The organism is Occallatibacter riparius (assembly GCF_025264625.1).
GTDB classification, from domain to species: domain Bacteria; phylum Acidobacteriota; class Terriglobia; order Terriglobales; family Acidobacteriaceae; genus Telmatobacter; species Telmatobacter riparius.
The window spans coordinates 906738-927393 of sequence record NZ_CP093313.1 but is presented as its reverse complement, the minus strand read 5'-3'; the positions used below and the strand labels follow the sequence as shown (position 1 = coordinate 927393).

Annotated in this window: 19 protein-coding genes and 1 tRNA gene; 12 read left to right on the top strand and 8 right to left on the bottom strand. The window is 62.2% G+C overall.

The features are described from left to right. Positions 1 to 2 precede the first annotated feature (2 nt). Positions 3 to 1115, bottom strand: coding sequence for a hypothetical protein (locus tag MOP44_RS03695; protein ID WP_260794558.1), 1113 nt, complete (start codon positions 1113 to 1115; stop codon positions 3 to 5). Between the two features lie 169 nt (positions 1116 to 1284). Between MOP44_RS03695 and ric the strand changes: the two genes are divergently transcribed. Continuing rightward, positions 1285 to 2019, top strand: coding sequence for an iron-sulfur cluster repair di-iron protein (ric, locus tag MOP44_RS03690; protein ID WP_260794557.1), 735 nt, complete (start codon positions 1285 to 1287; stop codon positions 2017 to 2019). A gap of 68 nt (positions 2020 to 2087) precedes the next feature. Here the strand turns inward: ric and MOP44_RS03685 are convergent, their stop codons facing one another. Further along, positions 2088 to 3056 (bottom strand): retroviral-like aspartic protease family protein, encoded by a 969-nt coding sequence (locus MOP44_RS03685; RefSeq protein WP_260794556.1) that lies wholly within the window; start codon positions 3054 to 3056, stop codon positions 2088 to 2090. Positions 3057 to 3239: 183 nt separating this feature from the next. Here MOP44_RS03685 and MOP44_RS03680 point away from each other — a divergent pair, with 183 nt between their 5' ends. From MOP44_RS03680 to MOP44_RS03640, 9 genes are all read left to right on the top strand, one after another. Then, positions 3240 to 4313, top strand: coding sequence for a 4-(cytidine 5'-diphospho)-2-C-methyl-D-erythritol kinase (locus tag MOP44_RS03680; RefSeq protein WP_260794555.1), 1074 nt, complete (start codon positions 3240 to 3242; stop codon positions 4311 to 4313). A gap of 123 nt (positions 4314 to 4436) precedes the next feature. Next, positions 4437 to 4510 (top strand) — tRNA-Gln (locus tag MOP44_RS03675). An 80-nt stretch (positions 4511 to 4590) separates the two neighbouring features. Further along, positions 4591 to 5694 (top strand): ribose-phosphate diphosphokinase, encoded by a 1104-nt coding sequence (locus tag MOP44_RS03670; RefSeq protein ID WP_260794553.1) that lies wholly within the window; start codon positions 4591 to 4593, stop codon positions 5692 to 5694. A 184-nt stretch (positions 5695 to 5878) separates the two neighbouring features. Then, positions 5879 to 6565 (top strand): 50S ribosomal protein L25, encoded by a 687-nt coding sequence (locus MOP44_RS03665; RefSeq protein WP_260794552.1) that lies wholly within the window; start codon positions 5879 to 5881, stop codon positions 6563 to 6565. A 3-nt stretch (positions 6566 to 6568) separates the two neighbouring features. After that, positions 6569 to 7213 carry an aminoacyl-tRNA hydrolase gene (gene pth / locus MOP44_RS03660; protein WP_260794550.1) on the top strand — a complete coding sequence of 215 codons (645 nt, stop codon included), beginning with the start codon at positions 6569 to 6571 and terminating at the stop codon, positions 7211 to 7213. 159 nt (positions 7214 to 7372) lie between these two features. Further along, entirely contained in the window at positions 7373 to 7810 is a 438-nt protein-coding gene (rpsF, locus tag MOP44_RS03655; RefSeq protein ID WP_260794549.1) for a 30S ribosomal protein S6, read from the top strand. Between the two features lie 136 nt (positions 7811 to 7946). Continuing rightward, complete coding sequence (rpsR, locus tag MOP44_RS03650; RefSeq protein ID WP_260794548.1) at positions 7947 to 8342, top strand: 30S ribosomal protein S18; 396 nt, start codon at positions 7947 to 7949, stop codon at positions 8340 to 8342. Positions 8343 to 8529: 187 nt separating this feature from the next. Further along, positions 8530 to 9024 (top strand): 50S ribosomal protein L9, encoded by a 495-nt coding sequence (gene rplI, locus MOP44_RS03645; protein WP_260794547.1) that lies wholly within the window; start codon positions 8530 to 8532, stop codon positions 9022 to 9024. Positions 9025 to 9162: 138 nt separating this feature from the next. Next, on the top strand, positions 9163 to 9630 hold the full coding sequence (locus tag MOP44_RS03640) for a hypothetical protein (protein ID WP_260794546.1): 468 nt from the start codon (positions 9163 to 9165) through the stop codon (positions 9628 to 9630). Positions 9631 to 9671: 41 nt separating this feature from the next. Here the strand turns inward: MOP44_RS03640 and MOP44_RS03635 are convergent, their stop codons facing one another. Continuing rightward, a complete protein-coding gene (locus tag MOP44_RS03635; protein WP_260794545.1) occupies positions 9672 to 12383 on the bottom strand; it encodes an ABC transporter permease in 2712 nt (903 codons plus the stop codon). A 26-nt stretch (positions 12384 to 12409) separates the two neighbouring features. Next, positions 12410 to 12763, bottom strand: a complete 354-nt coding sequence (locus MOP44_RS03630; RefSeq protein ID WP_260794544.1) for a PadR family transcriptional regulator — start codon at positions 12761 to 12763, stop codon at positions 12410 to 12412. 333 nt (positions 12764 to 13096) lie between these two features. On the opposite strand from MOP44_RS03630, the gene MOP44_RS03625 reads away from it, so the two are divergent. Further along, entirely contained in the window at positions 13097 to 14071 is a 975-nt protein-coding gene (locus tag MOP44_RS03625) for a substrate-binding domain-containing protein (protein WP_260794543.1), read from the top strand. Between the two features lie 179 nt (positions 14072 to 14250). Here the strand turns inward: MOP44_RS03625 and MOP44_RS03620 are convergent, their stop codons facing one another. Then, positions 14251 to 14883, bottom strand: a complete 633-nt coding sequence (locus tag MOP44_RS03620) for an RNA polymerase sigma factor (RefSeq protein ID WP_260794542.1) — start codon at positions 14881 to 14883, stop codon at positions 14251 to 14253. Between the two features lie 25 nt (positions 14884 to 14908). Next, entirely contained in the window at positions 14909 to 15349 is a 441-nt protein-coding gene (locus MOP44_RS03615; protein WP_260794541.1) for a hypothetical protein, read from the bottom strand. 793 nt (positions 15350 to 16142) lie between these two features. Here MOP44_RS03615 and MOP44_RS03610 point away from each other — a divergent pair. Then, complete coding sequence (locus tag MOP44_RS03610; RefSeq protein ID WP_260794540.1) at positions 16143 to 17822, top strand: family 20 glycosylhydrolase; 1680 nt, start codon at positions 16143 to 16145, stop codon at positions 17820 to 17822. A gap of 79 nt (positions 17823 to 17901) precedes the next feature. On the opposite strand, the gene MOP44_RS03605 is transcribed toward MOP44_RS03610, so the two are convergent. Together MOP44_RS03605 and MOP44_RS03600 are read right to left on the bottom strand one after the other, a co-directional pair. Then, positions 17902 to 18297 carry a nuclear transport factor 2 family protein gene (locus MOP44_RS03605; protein WP_260794539.1) on the bottom strand — a complete coding sequence of 132 codons (396 nt, stop codon included), beginning with the start codon at positions 18295 to 18297 and terminating at the stop codon, positions 17902 to 17904. 18 nt (positions 18298 to 18315) lie between these two features. Continuing rightward, positions 18316 to 20526 carry a S9 family peptidase gene (locus MOP44_RS03600; RefSeq protein ID WP_260794538.1) on the bottom strand — a complete coding sequence of 737 codons (2211 nt, stop codon included), beginning with the start codon at positions 20524 to 20526 and terminating at the stop codon, positions 18316 to 18318. Positions 20527 to 20656 lie beyond the last annotated feature (130 nt).

Genomic DNA, 20656 nt, shown 5'->3' with positions numbered 1-20656 from the left:
CCTCAAGGCTGCCTAGGGCCATCCGGATCCGGCACCATCCGCAGATCGCCACGGAAGAGGTGGTAGTCCTCAAATGTCGTGTGATTCAGCGACGTGGTTCCAATCGCGTTGAACTTTTTCGGTGCCGCATCCGGATTGGAGAGCGATGCTGCCGCCTGCTCAGCCGCTTTGGTAACCGTGACGGCCACGCTGCTCAGCGGGCAGATATACGGCTTCCCACCCAGTTCTACTGGACCGTACTCGATGGCCAGGTCGGCACGCGAAAGCTCATCCGCAGGCTCCAGATCGGCGGAGACAACCATGCGCAGAACGGCGCCGGATGTCGGATCGATAGCGACACGGCCATGATACGCAGGCTGCAACTGGTAGTCCGATTTCCATGTGCCATGCGCCGCCTCAAAGTGGAGAGCGCAACAGAACCGGACCACATAGTTTGACTGGTCTTTCGGCACGCTGAAATCGAAGACAGCCAGCACTCCGCCAGGACTGCCCTCCCAATGATGAAACGTGACCTTCCCCTTGAGCATGTCGGCTGCAATGACACCCAGGAACGGGCCGAACTCACCCCAGCTCCTCAACCCGCCATTCCGCTTCCGCCCTTCCTGCTCCACGGTCTCGGTGCCGTCGCGATAGAGCACCGTAACTCGCGCACGATCGGTGGACCGGAAGGGCGCGTCCTGGATCAGGATCGATTTGCCAACCTCGTGAATGCGCCTGCGGCTTTCAAACCGTGAGGTCTCCCGCGTGGCGAAGAAATTAGGCATGCCGTGCATCACGCTCTGCACAAAGGTCACGACGCGGTTGAAGATCTGCACGCGCGCCGCGGCGTCGGGTGGGAAAGTGGGAACAATCTCGCCAGCAGGTGGATCGAGGAGCTGCGAAAGGTCCGCGAGCACTGTTAGTGCCGCGCGCGATTGTTCACCGGGTAGCGCCGCAGCCAGATGAGAGCGCCTATCCGCGTTGAGCCGCTCGGTGAGTTCGAGCCCTGAAATCCTGCGCGCGAGTTCGTGATCGGCAGAGCGCGCACTGGAGACGATCTCCTCCAGTTGCGCAACCGAAACGGTCTCGCGATTCGATGCATCGGCAGCCCACGCCGAAATCGTGAGTCCAATCAAAAGCAGTAGTAGCCCAGGAATCCGCATGATCGCTGAATGACTTGTTATTCGTGCACCATCATATCCCCGGCCTGCTCTCATGTCCTGAAACAGAAATCACAGGACCCTGTGACTAAAGTCCCTGAACCCGATTTCGTCCTCGCGTACCTTGACACTTGAGGAGGTCGTAATGACCGTTGCCACACAGACCGTACGCGACATCGCCCTTGAGAACCCCGCGACCATTCGCGTCTTTGAGAAGTTCGGAATTGACTATTGCTGCGGCGGCCGCAAGCCGCTCACCGAGGCCTGTGAGGCCAACAGCATCGCTGTCGACGAAGTAATCGCCGCCCTCGAGCGCGCCGCCGCAGAGCCCGTTCCCCAGGCCGACAACTGGGCCGGCAGGTCCCTCGTCGAACTGGTCGACTACATCATCAACACCCACCACGCCTATGTGAATCAGGAAACCCCGCGGCTCACGCAACTTGCCGCCCGGGTCGTCGCCCGCCACGGCGACACCAAGCCCGAGCTGCCCATCATCCAGGCCAAAGTTGCTGAACTCGTCGAAGAACTTTCCAGCCATCTCGGCAAGGAAGAGATGATCCTCTTCCCGCACATCGTTCGCCTTGAGCGCGCCATGGACAAGGGCCAGCCGGCTCCCCGTGGCTGCTTCGGCACGGTCTCCAATCCGATTGCCATGATGACCAGCGAGCACGACAGCGCCGGGACCCTGATGGCCGAGATCCGCAAGCTCAGCGGCGACTACACACCGCCCATCGGCGCCTGCCCCACGTTCCTCAACTTCTACAACAGCCTGCGCGAGTTCGAGCAGGACCTCCACCAGCACATCCACCTCGAGAACAACATCCTGTTCCCCAAGGCGATTGCTCTAGAGCAGGGAATAGGGAGTAGCTATCAAGGGTAGCGAGTAGGGAGAACGCGGTCTTCGGGGGCTTGGCCTTTCTACTCCCTACTCCCTATTCCCTACTGCTTTTACCCCACGGGCACCAGGTCCGCCTGCTGCGGCTGCTTGGGTGGGGCATTGGTCATGCGGGGAGGGCTGGGGGGAGCGTTGAGCGTAAAGCGCCTCTGGCTGGCCTTAAACCGCACCAGCAGACTCTTTTGGTCGAAGGTGATGGCGAACATCTGCATCGGTGGCGACCCGAAGTTCACCAGCGGAAAAGCGGGGTGAATCTCGATCACCGGATGCGTAAAGGTGTAGTGCCCCAGCTTCACGTCGCTACCCAGCCGGGCCGCCTTGATCTCAAATCTGGTGCAGATGGACTGGCCTTGCGCAAACGCCACCGGCGCCACGTCGTACTTCAGCCGCGCGGCAAGCTGTTCCGGCAGCACCAGGCCTCCGCCGCCGGAATCAAGCTGCGCCTCCACCGGCTCCAGCCCGTCCACCTTCAGACGCGCCACCGGTACCCCTGCCTGCAGCCGGAAGGGCAGGACCGTCTTCTCGCCATCCGGCTTCAGCGAGCCGGTTGCCAATGTAACCTGACGTCCGGGAAAGTCCAGCGTCAGCAGGTAATTCTTGAACAGGGTAAACCCCAGCAGACCCTGCGCCTGGCCCGACTCGGCATAAAACGTGTGCTCCACCGCGCGGATATTCGAGAACTCAACCCCCGCCAGATTCAGCGAATCGATCTGGAGGATACGGACTTTCTTGCCCCCCTGCCCGCTCGGGTCGCTCAGAGTCGCCTGGCCAACGGTGGTCAGGCCCAACTGGCTCGCTAACTCCGGCGTCACCAGCGCATCGCCGCCCGTGCCCGTGTCGATCACGAACCGAAACGGCCCGCGCCCGTTGATCGTCACCATCACATAGGGCTTTCCGTAGCGCTCCACCATCGGGGCAGTGTGCACCTCCGCCGGCGCCTGGGCGCACACCGCCGCCCAGCCTATCCAGCCCATTGCACATAAGAAGAACCCGATCGTACCGCGAAGAAACGGGAGTTTCATCACTCCTCCTTTCCGCGTCGTCGCCCGGCGATTCGGGTAGGGGCCCCCACGCCGTCTGGCTCTTCACTGCCTCCAGGCCACAAATTCTATGCCCGATGATTGGACGAATGCCGCCTGTTTTCGCCGCCTGATTCACTGCGGCCCCTCAAAGCGCAGCCCGGCCCCCTTCTACAATGAACCGGTATGCCCACAACCGTCCGCTCGCACGCCAAGATCAACCTGGGACTGTACATCGGCGCTCCGCGTCCGGACGGTTTTCACGCCCTCGTCACGGTCTACCAGACCCTCGAAATGCACGACCTGGTCACGGTTTCCGCCCGTCACGCCGCGCGGACCTCGATCCGAATCACGTCGAACGACCGCCGAGTGCCAACGGATAGCCGCAATACTGCCTGGAAGATGGTTGAGCGTGGCCTGCAGCTTTTCGGGGTTAGCGCCGAAGTCGAAATCCACATCGAGAAGCACCTTCCCGTGCAGGGCGGTCTGGGCGCCGGGTCTGCAAACGCTGTCGCAGCGTTGATTGGACTTGAAGCCGAACTTCAGATGTCGCAGGCTGGCGCTCCCGAGCTACCGGCACCCGGCTACCGGCTAACGGCTTCCTCACGCCGCCTCGAAATCTCCGCCCAGGTCGGCTCGGATGTCCCTTTGTTTCTTATTGGTGGCACGATCCTCGGCCTCGACCGCGGTCAGGAAGTCTACCCCCTCCCCGACATCGAACCCGTCTGGTGCGTGGTCGCCACCCCCTCCGTCGGCGTCTCCACCCCCCAGGCATTCCGCGACTGGGACGCCCACTGCGCCGCCGAAGGTTTGACCCAGGAGGCAAGTGCCGTTAAACTAAAGGAGTTGAGCCGCGCCTATGCCAGCGCCTTTGCGGGAAACATCCCGAAAGGACGGCAGGCAGGTTCCTCCGGTGTCCCCCCCCATAGCAAGACGGTCGGAGGGGACCTCGCCGGACCACTCGGGTCCGCGCTTGTCCGCACCGGGATTACGAGCTGGATTGCGAATGACTTTGAACGTGTGGTCTTCCGCCAGCATCCTTCCCTTGCTGAAATCAAGCGCCTGCTCGCGTCTTCCGGCACTCCGGAGGCAGCCCTGCATGCTTCGCTGTCCGGGTCCGGTTCGGCTCTCTTCGGGTTATACCTGACCCGGGAGATGGCCGAAGCAGCCTGCGCACGACTGCAGGCGGCAGGAGTCGCAAGCACGTTGACGCGCACTCTGCCTCGCCCCAAGTACTGGGGTCAAATGCTTCAGCCGTAAGGGTTGTTGACAGTTGACAGGCGTAAGACCTCCGCCGATAGACTCGCGGACGGGCTGCCCGGGTCAGCAAATTCAAGGGTTCGTTGTGTCCCCTGCGACAGGTGTTCGTCGCCGGGGTGAAGTTGGGCGATCGTTCAATGGTAGGACAATGCCCTTTGGAGGCATTTATCAAGGTTCGAATCCTTGTCGCCCAGCCAAGTTTCAAGCGCTCCGCCTAACGCGGACCGCATTACCGGGAAAGCAGCCAAAGCAAACCAGCTTGGAGGACCTCGGAGAGATGGAAACAGGATCGTTGACTGCAACACTGGAAGATAAGCAGCAGCCGGAGTCGGGTAAAGACGGCGGGTCCAAGGATCCGGGCCAGGGCGGCCCAACGGATTCCAAGGGGCCCGGCGGTAGCAAACCGGCCGCCGAGCGCAAGCGCTCTCGCAATCTCAGCGAGGACAAGCGCTTCAAGCTCTTCTCCGGCACGGCCAACCGGCCGCTCTCTGAAGAAATCGCCCGGCACATCGGCGTCAAGGTGGGCGAGGCCAAGCTGCAGCGCTTTGCCGACGGCGAAGTCTACTTCCAGTTGCTTGAAAACGTCCGCGGAGTTGATGTGTTCGTGGTGCAGCCCACCTGCTATCCGGTGGACCAGCACCTGGTCGAGCTCCTGGTCATGATCGATGCGCTCAAGCGCGCTTCGGCGGCCCGCATCACGGTGGTCGTTCCTTATTACGGATACGCCCGCCAGGATCGCAAGGACCGCCCCCGCGTTGCCATCAGCGCCAAGCTCATCGCTGACCTGCTCACCACCGCCGGCGCCAACCGCGCTCTCTTCGTTGACCTGCACGCCGCGCAGATTCAGGGCTTCTTCAATATCCCGGTCGACCATCTCTTCGCCAGCCCAGTGCTGGTGAGCTACTTCAAGGAACTGAACCTCCCCAATCTCATCGTCGTCTCGCCGGATGCGGGCGGCGTGGAGCGGGCCCGGTTCTTCGCGCAGAAAGTGGGCGCTCCGCTGGCCATCGTCGACAAGCGCCGCACTGACATCAACGTAGCCGAGGTCATGCACGTGGTCGGCGATGTGAAGGGCAAGTCCTGCCTCATCATCGACGACATCATTGACACCGCCGGCACGCTGGTCAAAACGGTCGACGCCCTTTACGCAAGCGGCGCAGCCACGGTCCACGCCTGCGCCAGCCACGCCGTGCTTTCGGGCCCGGCCATTGAACGCATTGCCGCCTCGCGCCTGGAACAGGTCGTCGTCACAGACACCATTCCCCTGCGCGAAGCCGCACAGAAGCTTAGCAAAATCAAGGTGCTCACCATCTCCGGCCTCCTGGGCGCGGCAATCGAGAGCATCCACATGGAGACCAGCGTCTCGACGCTGTTCTCCTAGCCAGTAGCTTGTAGCCCGTAGCCAGTAGCTAGCGCTCGGGTTTGACCAAACATCGCGGTTTTACCCGAAGCCGCTTAACAAAGGGAGCGGAAGGATCAGCTCACGGCAGTAACCGAAAGCTACAAGCTACCGGCTACAAGCTCCAAGCTGCATCACCCCGTGCCCGACAAGAAAAGAGAGAAGAATGCCTGAAGTCGTCGTAGCTACGCCCCGTCAGGGCAAGTTCAACAAGAATGCCGCGCGCCGCGTTCGCCGCGCCGGAAAGATTCCCGCTGTCCTTTATGGCGCTGGCCACGAGCCCGTCGCCGTTGAAGTCGATCCCAAGGCGATCTCCCGGATCCTCTTCTCCGAGTCCGGCCATAACACCATCTTCGACGTCACCCTCGGCGAGCAGGCCAATGCCGCCAAGGCCATGATCGTCGACTGGCAGCGCGAGCCCATCAACGACAAGCTGATCCACATTGACCTCAAGCGCATCGCCCTCGACAAGGTCCTGCGCGTCAGCGTGCCCATCAAGCTCGTCGGAACCTCCGTCGGCGTCAAGACCCACGGCGGCATCCTCGACCAGGTTCTGCGTGAAGTCGAAATCGAGTGCCTCCCCGGCGATATCCCGAGCCACATCGACGTCGACATCTCCAACCTCGACCTGCATCAGGTCCTGCGCGTCAGCGAATTGCCGCACTCGGACAAGATCAAGTTCCTCGACGACGAAGACACCACGGTCGCCCACGTTGTCTCCATCCGCGAAGAAGCTCCCGCGGCTGTGGATGCAGCCACCGTCGCCACTGCCGGCACCACGGCCGAGCCCGAAGTCGCCAAGAAGGGCAAGACCGACGACGCCGCTGCCGCCAAGAAGGAAGGCAAGAAGTAACTCTTGGCCGACGCAAGTCAGTCCGTGCCGCAACCGATTCGCCGGGGCCCCTTCCTTTTGGTTGGCCTCGGCAATCCCGGCCCGGATTATTTATGGACCCCCCACAACGCGGGGTTCATGGCTATCGACCGCATCGCCGTTCAAGAAGGCGTTGTGGTCCAGAACCGGCGCTGCCGGGCAATGACCGCCACCTGCCGCATCGCAGGACGCGAAGTCATCCTGGCCAAGCCGGAGACCTATATGAACCTGAGCGGCGCTTCCGTGTCCGCCCTGGTTCAGGAGTTCGAAGCGGACCCGCAGCAGGACCTGCTCATCATGTACGACGAGCTCGACCTGGCGCTGGGGACGTTCAAGATCAGAGAGCGCGGTTCGCCGGCCGGCCACAACGGAGCCCGCAGCGTAACTTCCGCTCTCGGCAGTCAGGAATGGCTGAGGCTGCGCATCGGCGTCGGGCAGGATCTTCCTCCCGAAGCCATTGCAGCCGGGGCAAGTCGGCGGGGTGGCAAGGATTACCTGCTTTCGCCGATGAGCAAGCGTGATCTGACCGTCATGGACGAGGTGCTCGATCGGGTTGCAACCGCTGCCCGCCGCATCATCCACGACGGACCAGGCCCCGCGATGAACGAGTTTAACCGCAAGGAACAGTGATCAGTGGTCAGTGTTCAGTGGTCAGAGTAAAACGACTCCTGACTGGCGATTGCGGTGAGAAAAAAACTGGAACATGGTCTGATCACTGACCACTGTTCACTGATCACTGCCGCTTGGAGCGGCGTCACTGCCGCTTCAAGCGGCGGAAAGAGAAACCGGATGTCCCGTGTATACGAAGTAATGTTCATCGTTCGGCCCGACGCGGCCGAAGAGGATGTCGACAAGCTGATCGCTGGCTTTGCCACCACCGTCACCAATGGCGGCGGCACAGTCAAGTCGACGGAGAAGATGGGCCGCCGCAAGCTCGCCTATCTCGTCCGCAAGTTTAACGACGGCAACTACATTCTGCTCACCATCGAGGCCGACGGCGCCACGGTGCACGAGCTGGAGCGCCGCCTCCGCGTCTCCGAGCCTGTGATCAAGTTCATCACCGTGCGCATGGATGAGGAAGAGAAGCGCCTGGCCAAGATCAAAGCCATCCGCGCCTCGCGCCGCAAGCTCAGCGCCGAGCCCGCCGCCGCAGCCCCCGTTGCTGCCCCGGCCGCTCCGGCTGCGCCTGCCGCCGAGCCCGCCGAGACTGCCCCGGCCAGCGCCTAAAAGCAGCATTAGGGATTAGGTCTTAGGGATTAGAAAACAGCGGCAATGCGCCGTTCTAAGCCCTAACCCCTAAAACCTAAGCCCTGACAAGATCCTCCGGCACGGCCGGAAACAGCAAAGAATAAGAGGAATCACCATGGCTGACGAAACACAAGCAAAGGCGCCCGAGTCCGGCGCACCTGCACAAAGCGGTCCCAGCTCCGACCGTCCCGAACGTCCCAGCTCTGATCGTCCTGATCGTCCGAGCTCCGGCGGTCCCGGCGGACCCCGGGGACCCCGCACCGGTGGCCCTGGCGGCCCCGGCGGACGCGGCAAGTTCTTCCGCCGCAAGAAGGTCTGCAAGTTCTGCACCGAAAAGATCGACGCCATCCCCTATCGCGATGTGCGCCTCCTGCAGGGCTTCGTAGCCGAGCGCGGCAAGATCGTGCCTCGCCGTCTCACCGGCGTCTGCACCACCCACCAGCGCCGCCTCACCCGCGCCATCAAGCAGGCCCGCAACATCGCCCTGCTGCCCTTCGCCACCCGTCACTAAGGCGAAAGATGGCCGCGGCCTGACGGTCGCCGCTTTGTATCAGGGCACGACTGGTAGGTCAGGGCTTTAGCCCTGACGATCACCGAGCCCCCAAAAAATTCCGGGGCTTTAGCCCCTGAGGGACTGAACAACAAGCCCTCTGCATCACCGGCCGCTCGGATTGCCGCTCGGCCTTGGAGAAACCAACATGGAAGTCATCCTGAAAGAAGACGTAGCCAACCTCGGCCACCGCGGAGACGTGGTGAAGGTTGCCGACGGCTACGGCCGCAACTTCCTGCTGCCCCGCAAGCTGGCGCTGCAGGCCACCGCGGCCAACAAGGCGGTCATCGAGCAGATGAAGGCCGCCGCTGCCCGCCGCTCTGCCACGGAGAAGGTCCAGGCGGAAGCCCTCCTGGCCCAGCTAGAGCCGGTCGTACTCACCTTCACCCGCAAGTCCGGTGAGAGCGGACACCTCTTCGGCTCCGTCACCTCGGCCGACATCGCCTCCGAGCTCGCTGCCAAGGGCTTCGACATCGACCGCCGCAAGATCGTTCTCGGCGATGCCATCAAGGCGCTCGGCAACCACGAAGTCTCGGTCAAGCTGCACCGCGAAGTCACCGCGCACGTCAAGGTGAAGGTAACCGGCGAAGCTGGCGAAGAAACCGCCACCGAAGCCCCCGCGGAAACCGCCGCCGCCGAATAAGCACCTGCGGTGCGGCCACTCCGCCTTCGGCGCCATTCGTGCCACGCCAACCTCCGTGCCCCATATCTCCGGACAGTCTTATCGTCCGGAGATGTGGGAGAGCACCAACCCACGCCTCCCCTCACTCGGGAGGCGTTTTTGTCTTCGTTATGCAGACCGCAGACTACAATCGAAGCCAATATCAATCAGGCAAGGCGAAAGCGGCAGGCCATGATGGGCATTTTCAAGCAAGTCCGCGACTGGTATGCGAATCGCAGTAAGGAGCTTGCAAAGTTCTCTATTCACTGCGATGACGCTGGTATAGCCCAAACCGTCAGCCGTGAAGACGGGGACGAAGTGATCCGACTTGCGTGGGATCAGGTGGCCCGCGTATTCGCGTATAAGCGGGACCTCTTTTCCTATGACCAGATCTGTTTTGTTATCGAGTGTACCGATTTCGGAATTGAAGTCAGAGAGGGCGACGAAGGATACGAGAGCCTGATCGCGCAGATGCAAAGTAACATTCCCGGCTTTCCCGCCCAGGGGCAGTGGTATGAACCGGTAAGATTGCCGCCATTCGCGCCGAGTTGGGCGAAGATTTATTGCCGAGACGAGGCCGAGGTTTAGCCTCCCTCTTTGTAACTTTGTCCCTTTGTCCCCATGTCCCCCTACTCAAACCGCAACGCCTTGATCGGATCCACTTTCGCCGCCCGTCGCGCCGGCAGCACACTCGCCATTAACGCCGAAACCAGCAGCACGGCCGCACTCCCAGCACACGCCCACGGATTCAGCGCCGTCACTCCGTAAAGCATCACGTTGAGCAGCCGCGTCGCACCCCAAACGCCTGCCGCGCCCAACGCCACTCCCGGCAGCACCAGGCGCATCGCCTCGCGCAGAATCATCGTCACCACGCCGCTCGGAGTCGCACCCAGCGCCATGCGCACGCCAATTTCCGTCCGCCGCCGCACCACCCCGTAATTCAACACGCCATACAGCCCAATCCCGGTCAGCGCCAGCGTAAGCAGCGCGAAGAACCCCGCCAGCAGCGCTACCATGCGCTCCCGCCCCATCGAGTTCGACACCAGCTCCTGCATCGTCACCGGCTTGTCCACCGCCACATCTGGAGCCAGCTCGCGAAACGCATTCCGCACCGCGCTCACCGCCGTCCCCGCATCGCGCGCCCGCACTTCGAAGTGGGCGAAGGGATTCGAGATTCCGTACTCCAGATAGGGCTGGTAGATCATCCGCGGCGCCTTCTGTCGTAAGTCGTTGTAAAGCGTATCTCCCACGATTCCCACCACGCGCATCGTGGCGTCCCTGCCCATCGTCACAGTGCCGCCCAGCGCATCCCCGCCCGGAAAGAAATAGTCCGCAGCGCTGCGGTTCAGGATGCAAACGGTCAGCTTCTCGCCGCGATCGTCGAGCGTGAAGTCTCGTCCAGCAAGCATCGGCACGCCCATGGTGTCGAGATAGCCGGGCGTCACCGCAAGCTGCGTGAGATTGTTGTCGGTCCTTGTGCCGCCCGTGCTCGGTTGAGACGACACGTTCTCCATGTAAGTACCGCCGCCCAGCGGATACGCCAGCGAAATGCTCGCACTCTCCACACCGGGCGTGTGCTGCACCTTATCGAGCAGCGCGATAAACAGCGCGGCGGGTGGCGGTCCGTGGTGCACGCCGTCGGAGAAGTTGGAACGCCTTGGCGAGAAATCTGCGCTCAAGATCGTAACCCCGCTCGTCCTGAACCCCGGATCAACCGCCAGCAGCCGCGTCACCGTCGTTCCCATCAGCGCTGCAATCGTCACCATCACCAGCGAGAAGGCAATCTGCAGTGGCACCAGCAGCGTGCCCATCCGCGGCCTCCGGCCTCCCGCAATCGACGCCTCGCCCTCCTTTATGTCGCTCGCCGGATCCACCTTACTCGCGCGCCACGCCGGCCACACCCCCGCCAGCATCACCGTCAGCCCCATTAGCGCCAGCGTGAACAACAGCACCGCCCCGCCCGGCCCCGCATGCAGCTCCAGGTTCTCGCTCCACGAAGGACGCATCAGCGCCACCAGCCCGCGTTCCGCAATCCACGCAAACAAAGTACCCAGCCCGCCACCCGCCACCGCCAGTAGCACGCTCTCCCACGTCAGCTGCGCGGCCACACTCCACCGGCTCGCACCCAGCGCCATGCGTAATGCCAGCTCCCGCCGCCGCGCCAGCGCCCGCCCCGATGCCAGCATCGCCAGGTATGCGCACGCCACCAGCAGCGACAACCCCACCATCCCCTCAATCAGGTAGAGCGGCTTCTCATACTCCTGCCGCAGATACGAGTAGCCCGTTCTCCCCGGCGTCGCCAGCGCATGCACCTGGTCGGCTTCCGCAAATCGGCCGCCCACAAAGGTGAAGAACCGCAGATTCTTCTCCTCTTTCAGCTTCGCCTGGAACACCGCGTCCACCTGCGCCTCCGCGGCTTGCGCACTCACCCCGTCCCTCAGCCGGGCGATCAGACTCATATTGAACGAGCTCAGGTTATGCGTGCTGTGTGGATCCGTCATCGCCAGCGGTACATAAAAATTCGGCCGCCCGCCCACCTGCACGCTCTCGAAGCCCGGTGCCATCACTCCCACCACCACGCCCTTGGCCGCTCCCGCGCGAAAGCTCGCGCCAAATTCCATCACCCTTCCCAGAACCCCAGGATCGGCCCCGAAATGCGTCCTCCAGTAGTCGTACCCGAGCACCACGGGATACCCCTCTGCCGCACCGCCCGCCTTGTCATCCGCATCCTGCAGCAGCCGTCCCGCCGCCGCATGCAGCCCCAACACCCGCATGCACTCCCCTGTCAGAGCGGCCGCCGGCGTTGGCTGCGTGCCATCCCCCTCATGCAGATTCAAAGTGTCTTCCTGCCAGCCGCACAGGCCCGTAAACGATGTCTGCGTCTTCGATAGCAGGTCATACATCCCGTCCGACACCAGCGGGCTCGGCTCGCCCTTCACGCCGCCCGTCCCGAGTTGCAGCTTCACCTGCACAATCTGGTCCGGCCGATCCACCGGAAGGCTTCGCAGCAGCAGCGCATAAAACAGCCCGAAGATCGCCGTATTCGCCCCCACCGCCAGCGTCAGCGTCAGCAGCGCCGTCACCGTGTACCCGGGACTCTTCCGCAACTGCCGCATTGCGTAGCGCACGTCCTGCCCCATGCGTTCCAGCCACCCCCAGCCCCATTGCTCCCGCGTCACATCGGCCACCAGTGGAGCGTTCCCCATCTCTCGCATCGCCTCGGCCCGCGCCTCCTCCGGACTCGCTCCACGCCCCACGCGATCCTCCACTGCCATCCGCAGATGCGCCTCAAGCTCCTCGCTCAGATCATCCTTCCGCCGCTCCCAACCCCAAAGCCTCATAGCGCCCCGTCTCCGTCCTACTCCCGCTAACTCCGCTGCTCTTCCATCACCGCGGCAATCGCGCGCACCATCGTCTGCCAGCGGTCGTGGTCAGCCGTCAGCTGCTCCTTGCCTTTGCTTGTGATCTGGTAGAACTTCGCCCGCTGCCGGCTCTCCGTCAGCTTCCACTCCGACTTCACCCACTTCTGCCGCTCCAGCCGGTGCAGCGCCGGATACAGCGACCCCGTCTCCACCTGCAGCACTTCGCTCGACTTCACCCGGATCGCCTGCGCAATTCCGTAGCCGTGCATCGGCCCCCACTGCAGCGATTGCAAAATCAGCATGTCCAGCGTCCCCTGCAGCAACTCAATCCGATTCCGATAAGGTTCAGCGTTCGTCATAAGGATGTAGACACTCTACCGCCAAGGCCGTAGATTGTCTACAGACCGCCTCCACTCCCTCCCTGATCTTTCGGGACCCCCACGCCTGCTCGTAATTCCTTCGCCCTTCTCCCTGAGCCATTTAGCGTTACAATGCTTCAGCGGTGACAACCGGTCCCCAGGTTGATCCGCAACGTCGGTTAGTACCGGCACGCGGGCCAGAAGTAGCCCCCGCCCACGAACTGCAAGCGTCCGTGCCCACGGTCGACTGCTCCGCCCCTCGCGCCCCTCTCCCCGGCCGCGCGCCTCACCTGACGTGCCGATTGCCTAACTCTGGTCAAAGTGAGGGAACCCATGAGAAAGATCGCCCTGGCCCTGGCGTCACTCGTACTGGCATTCACCACCAGCTGCAACACCGGAAAGCCCCCCGAGGTTTACTACCTCATCGCAGCCAACGTGCAGTTGCCCTACTGGCAGACCGTCGCCAACGGCTTCAACAAGGCGGCAGCCGCTTACAACGTGCAGGCCAAAGTCGCCGGCCCGAACACCTACGACCCCTCAGCCGAACTCGACGCGCTGCGGACCGCCATCCGCGAAAAGCCCGCCGGCATTCTGATCTCCGTCGCCGATGTCTCCACTCTTGAGCGCGATATCGACTCCGCCATCCGCAACGGCATTCCCGTTATCACCGTTGATTCCGACGCCCCCGCCACCCGCCGTCTCTACTTCATCGGAACCAACAACATTCAGGCAGGACGCCTCGGTGGCAGTCGCCTCATCGACAAGCTCAACGGCAAGGGCAACGTCGCCTTCTTCACCATGCCCGGGCAGCCCAACCTGGAGGATCGCCTCTCCGGCTTCAAGCAAGTCCTTAACACCCAGCCCGGCATCAAGGTCCAGATCATCGACATGAAAGGCGATGCCAAAACCGCCTCCGATCAGGCCGCGCAGCTTCTCGCCAAAACCGGCGCCCAGAAAATCGATGCCTTCGTCTGCCTCGAAGCTATCTCCGGCAAGCCCGTGGCCGACGCCCTCAAGAACGCAAAGGCGACCGACCGTACCGTCATCGCATGGGATACCGACGACGGCACCCTCAACGCGGTTCGCGATGGCACCATCGACTCCACCATCGCGCAAAAACCCTACACCATGGGCTACTCCGGCCTCGTGCTGCTGCACGATGTCACTGAAGCCAAGCCTTCCCAGCTCAACAAGGACTTTCGCACCGACTGGTTCTCGCCCTACCCCGTCTTCGTCGACACCGGCACGACGCTGGTAGACAAGGGCAACGTCGACCTCTACTTCTCCGCCGCGGCGGTGAACAAGTAGCCCAATGGATAGCCCCACCGGTCGCGAAATTGGAGGTCAGGTCTCGATTCTGAGACCTGGCCTCCTCATATCTACTCCCGGAATTCCCTCACTGAGAGCATTCGTATCTAAGCCGCTGGAATGCGGGCCACCGCCTCCGCCGAGGCCTCATTATCCGACAGTGTGAGCTCCTTCGAACTTTATAGGCGCGCAATCAGACCTGTGATGACATCCCTCAGCTCCAGTCTGCTGCGGAACATGCGTGCTTTAATCGTGCCTGTGGACACGTTCAGCAGCGTCGCCACTTCCATGTAAGGCAATTCTTCAAACACGCATAGTTGCACCGTCTCCCGGTTTGTCGGCCCGATCGCGCCGACGGCAGCATGTGCAATATGCTCACGTTCCCTCCGCACGCAATCTTGTTCTGGATCGGGCGTCGGGTCTGGCAACTCGCACACGCAGGAATCGTCGTCAACGTCAGGGTTCATCGAAATGAACCGCTTTCCTCCCCAATTGCGCATGTATTCGCGTGCAGCATTCTTGACGATAGCCTGCAGCCAGGTTCCCATTTGCGATTCAGCCCGGAATCGCCCCAGATTTCTAAATGCTCGCATCAATGCTTCCTGTACAACGTCCTCAGCGTCCTGCTCTTCGCCGCGCATCATCTGGGTGGCAACCCACAGCAGGCGTGCTCGATGTTTCTCGACTGCCCGAAGAAATTCAGCAACCCTGACCTCGCCATTGCAATTCACACGCAGGTCGGACACGCCCGAACCAGCGTTCCTCGCCTCTTGCTCAATGCCGTCAAGTTTCGGAACATCGCCAGCGATCATTGCGGAATTGGAGATGCTCCCGTAATCAGGCTGCATTTTGTCGCGTCCTCCCTTTGCTCCGGCGAGTAAGCTCCGAAAGGACTGAGATCAGCGTGCTCGGATTTGTGTGCGGTGCCAGCCGATAGTCATAAAGAGGGTCGTCCAGAGAGATTTCCCCCGAGCGGATAATCACGATCTTCGCTGCCGGCCAACGGCTTCGAACCAGGCGAGCGGCCTCTTCCAGTTCGAACGAGCATAGGCTGTTGTGGAACACCACCGCCTGATATTGGCTCCCCTTGGATAGGCTCCACAATTCCCGATAGTCGCTCGCATGAGAGATGGTGAACTGCGACAGATCGCCTGGCGCCTCGCGCAGGATGGCTTCATGCTCCAGCCTTCCCACGGAGAGCACATGGGTAGCTCCACGCTTCATTTTCGGTTCCGGTAGTGAGATCTTCGATTCAATGTCACTGGACGTGGAAGCCATACACTCCGGTGTTTTCGGAGATGTCGCTCCGAGAGTACTGCCATTGCCATGCATAGGAGGGCTCCTCGAATGAGTTCGTTTCCGCACGCGATTTTGCTTCGATTGACGCGCTAACGAGCGCGGCAGGACCGAAGCGCGATCGAGCTAAGCGAGGAAGGAACCCATGGGAGGTGAACGAAGAGGAACCGGGGAGGAACTTGACGCGCCCGGAACGCACTGCTGTGCCGGTGCAGGGCTGAACCTGGCTATTTGCGGTTCGCGCGCGCCGTGCAGAGCCAGAAGCGCTGCCAGTGCGCTGAGTTGAACCTGTGTCTTTTCTGAAGTGCCGGCCTGGGCCGACGCCCGCGCCAAATCCTGGTGCTTGTCCCAAAGCTTCGCGACGGATGCGCGCGATGTCGCGTTGGGGTGAAGATCATAACGGGAAAGCCTGTAAGCGAATCCCCACAAAGCGACCGCAATTGCCAGTCCAATGCACGCGACCGCGCAACGATTCCAGATCGACTTCCTTGAACGCGCGACGGCACACATCTGCCAGGCTTTCGGAAAATAGTCCGCGCCGAAGAGAGATAGTGTCGTCAAGGATTCGCTTTGCACCTTCATCGCGACTTGCGATCAGCACACTGCGTCTATTTGACGCGCGTCCAGCCTCTGATGTCACTAATTTACGACGAGAGGCGCTTTGACCCCCATCGAAATCCCATTCGATTTTGCTCAAGCCCGGATACCACAACTGCACCCGGCTCCCCGGCGAAGCCGCAGTCGCCCGTACTGCAGGTGCCGTATCATGGCCCCAATGACCGTGGGCTCCCGCACTCGCCGACAATTCCTCCAGGCCGCCGCCGCACTCGCCGCCGCCACTAGCCGCACAAAGATGTGGGCTCAACCTACCCGCTCGTCTGAGACCAAAGAAAAGATCCGCGGCCTCATGGTCGACGCCGCACGCGTCCCTGAAAACCTCGCGTACTACCGCCGCGTCCTCGACTTCTGCTCTGACTGGGAACTCAACACCCTCCAGTTCCGCCTCACCGACGACCAGGGCACCGCGCTCCGCTTCGCCTCCGTGCCCAGTCTCATCACCCACCCGCACGCCTTCTCGCCCGATGAGCTGCACGCCCTCGCGACGTACGGCCGCACCCGTGGCGTCGACCTGCAGCCTGAAATCGAAGCCTTCGGCCACACCGGCTACATCACGCGTTCGCCCGCATACAAGCACCTGCTCGACGACGACCCGCACGGCTCCGCCGAATTCACCGGCATCATCCCCGTCCATCCTGAAACACCGCAGCTCTTCGAAAAGCTCTTCCGCGAAGTCGCCTCCATCTTCCCGTCGCAGTACCTGCACGGCGGCTGCGACGAGGTGAACTGGGGCGGATCGGCTCTCTCGCGCAAAGCCCTTCAAACCCGCACCCGCGCCGATATATGGGCTGACTGGCTCAACCAGCTCAACAAACTCGCGCAGTCCCACGGCAAAACCTTCATCGTCTGGGGCGACTACGTCCTCGGCAAGCAGCCCGACATCCTGCCCCGCCTCGACAAGCGCATCGTCATCATGGACTGGAACTACTGGGACACCGACCCCGCCCCGTTCCGAAAATCCCTCGACCGCGTCCGCGCCAACGGCTCCCGCGGCATCGGCGCGCCCGGCCTCATCAGCTATCGCTGGGGACCCCGCCCCGGCACCAGCCAGCTCGGCAACATCGACGCCTTCGCCGACGTATATCTCGCCTCCGGCAACCCCGCATCCCTCGGCGCCGTGCTCACCAACTGGGTCCCCAGCCGTTACATCCAGAACTCGCTCTGGGACGGTTTCGCCTACGCAGCAGTCGCCTTCAACCACGGCTCGGCAACCGCGCGTGCCTCCGCCTTCCAGCGCTTCGTCGAACGCCACTATGGGGCGCAGGGTAACGAGCACTGGTCCGAAGCCTTCAAGCTCCTCTACGACGCCGCGCCCCTCTACGGAAACTCCGACTCCATGCCGCTCAAATCGCGTCTCCCCGTCCCCTTCAGCTCGGAAGCCGAACTCGCCACCGCGCTCAAAACTCGCATACAGCCGGTAAACCCGTTCCCGCACATCCGCGAACTCCTCGCGCAAGTGCAGCCCGCCGTGAAAAAGAACGAAGCCGACTTCGCCGCTCTCCAACTCAGCGTCCGCTATCTCGACGCCCTCTTCGATCGCGAGTCCATCATCCAAAAGACCGCCGCCACCAGCCGCCTCGACCACAACTCCGCGCAGCAACTCATCTGCAGCATCGCCGATCGCGACCGCGCTCTCCTCGATGACCTGAACAAGGACTGGGACACCGGCCGCCCCTCCGACTCGCCGGCAAAGCTCGCGCCCCTCTACGGCATGGCGCCCAAAGACCAGCTCGTCTTCCAGTGGAGCCGCGCCGCCGCCTTCTCCGCCGAGCTAGCCGCCACCCCCGACCGCCTCCTCGCGATCCTCCGCTCCGCAGGGCTGCCGGTCAAAGACTGAGCTCGGCCGCACCGATCGCTGAAGCGAGTTGAAGTCCCCGCCTTCTGTCCCTCTGTCCCTTGTCCCTTTGTCCCTGCTTCTACCCCGTCCGCGTCCCCTGGTGGAACCGCATCCGCCACTCGCCATTCTGCCGCGTCCACACCGAGCTGCGCAGGCTGCTCAGCCGCTCGCCCGTCTTCGCATCCGTCCGTACCGTCCGGTAGGTGACCAGCGCCACCTTCTCTGACAGAAACGTGCACTCGAACTCCTCAATAGCGGGCGGGAAGAAGTTCGTCTCGGTGGCCAGCATGTCGATGATCGACTTGCGCGTCCACACCCGCCCCGAAGAACCAAACTCCAGAAAATCGTCCGACAGAAGCTGCCGCAGCCGATCCCCATCGCGGCGCACCGCTAAATCGAGAAGCGATTGTTCCAGCCGCCGCAGTTGGTTCCGAGCTCGTTCGCTGCCTCGTCCAGGTGGGTCCGATTTTGTCATTTCCGCTGAGTGTTCCCCTTATTTGAGGTACTGCTCAAAATGGCCCAAAATGCGGTTAAAAAGGTGTGTGCGGACATCCGGCCCGGCGATCGAGTGCGTCTTCCGCGGATAAAGCTGCAGATCGTACGGCTCGCCCGCCTCAATCAGCTTCTGGATGAACTGCACCGTGTTCTCCATATGTACGTTGTCATCGCCCGTACCATGCACCAGTAGCAGCTTGCCCTTCAGGTTCGCTGCCGAGTTCACCACCGAAAAATCCTTATAGCCGGCGGGGAACTCAGAGGGCTGGCTCATGTACCGCTCAGTATAGATCGAATCGTAATTATGCCAATCGGTAACTGGAGCCACCGCCACCCCGGCCTTGAACCGGTCCGAGTGCGTCATCGCGTACAGCGTAAAGCTGCCGCCCCAGCTCCAGCCCCACCACCCCAGCCGGTTCTTGTCCAGCTGCGGATACTTCGCCAGCACCGCATCCACCGCCGCAAGCTGATCCTCCAGTTGCACCGGCCCAAAGTTGTGATACGCCGCCTGCGCAAAATCGCGGCCCCTGTTCGCCGATCCCCGATTATCCACGTGCAGCACCGCAAACCCATGCTGCGCCAGCAGCTCATCAAACAGCAGCGAGTCGCTCCACTTGTTCGTAACGTTCTGAATGCCCGGGCCGCCATACGGATTCACAATCAGCGGCACTGAAGCCGCCGCCGTCTGCCCGGCGGGCAGCATCTGCCCCGCCGGCAGCAGAATATCCCCATAGAGCGTCGACCCATCCTTAGCCTTCACTTCCACCGTTTCAGGCTCCCGCAACCTGTAGGGCTCCAGCGCGCGATTCGACCAGAACACATGGCACTGCCCGCCCGTCTGGCACAAGCTCAACTGCGGCGGCGTCATCATGCTCGAGTAGTGGTCCACGAACGCTGCGCCGTTCGGAGAAAAGTTCGGCTCGTGATACCCCGCGCCCGTGGTCAACTGCTTCCTCTGCCCGTCGAAACCCACCTGCCACAACTGCTGCTCCATCGCGCCCGACTCATTCGACGTGTAGTACACAACCTTCTTCGCCGCATCCACAAGCGACACCGCCGTAACATCCCAGTTGCCCGACGTAAGCTGCTTCACCTCCGGCGCTCCCCCCGCCATCGGATTGTGCGCATCGTAGTGATACAGGTACAGGTGGTTGTGCCCATCCTTCCAGTTCGAGAGAACGATGACCCCATCCGCCACATTCACGTCGTAGTTCTCGTCGAGAAACTTATCGTCGGTGATCTCGATAACCTGTCGCGCCTGCCCGTTCCCCAGGTCGACGAAGTCGATATACCGGTGCTGATGGTCGCGCAGAACCGTCTCCATCCACAGCGTGTGCCGGTCCACCCATCCAAAGCGCGGCACATAATCCTGCCCGCCCTTGATCGGCATGTGGATCCAATTAATGCGCCCGCCGCTCGTGCCCACCACGCCAATCCGCACCTCGGGATTGGGATCGCCCGGCTGCGGATAGTGCTGCATGTCCACCGTCGCGTGCATCGGAATCCAGTCCGTGATCGGATACAGCGGCACCTCCGTCTCGTTCATCTGCAGAAACGCAACGTTCTTCGAGTCCGGCGACCAGAAGTAGTTGCTCCGTACGTCGAGCTCCTCCTGGTACACCCAATCCACTTCGCCGTTCATCGTCGTCGGATTCGGCGCATTCGCAATGGGATACGCTCCAGCATTGCCGTAGTCGCGCGGCCGCACGATGCTCAGCCCATGATTCCGCACAAACGAAATCGTCTCGCCGTTCGGTGAAAACTTCGGATCGTCGCCCGAAGCCGCATCCGTATACCCCACCTGTACCCCGATGCCGTTCCCCAGGTCATAGAGCCACAGCCGCCCGTTCGAATCGAATAGCAGATGCTTCGCGTCCGGAGCCCAGATGTAGCTGGCCATCTTGTAGCGGTCCCGATGATCCTTATCCTGTTCGCTCGCCTGCGAGCCCGAGAGCGCCGCCAGCTTCGACCGGCTCACCAGCACGTGCGGCTTCCCGCTCCCTGGGTCCAGATCGATCAGCTCGCCCCCATCCAGATAGGTCAAATGCTTCCCATCCGGAGACCAGGTCAGTCCCTCCGGCGGAGTCCCGGCCAGTGGCCCATGCGCGTAAATCTTCTCCACCGTAAGTGGAATCCCGTTTTGAGCGGAAGCCGAACCGGCCAGAACAGTCACCAGCAGAGCGGCCGGGAACAGAGCGCGACGACTCACGAAATTCCTCCACGGGCGAACTCGTGTCCCGCACGTCCGCCGGGAAAATGGCATTCAGTTCTTTCGAGCAGTCTAAATCAGGCAGGGTTAGGACAAAGCGCGAACGGCCCCGCAGCGATGTTCCGCCGCC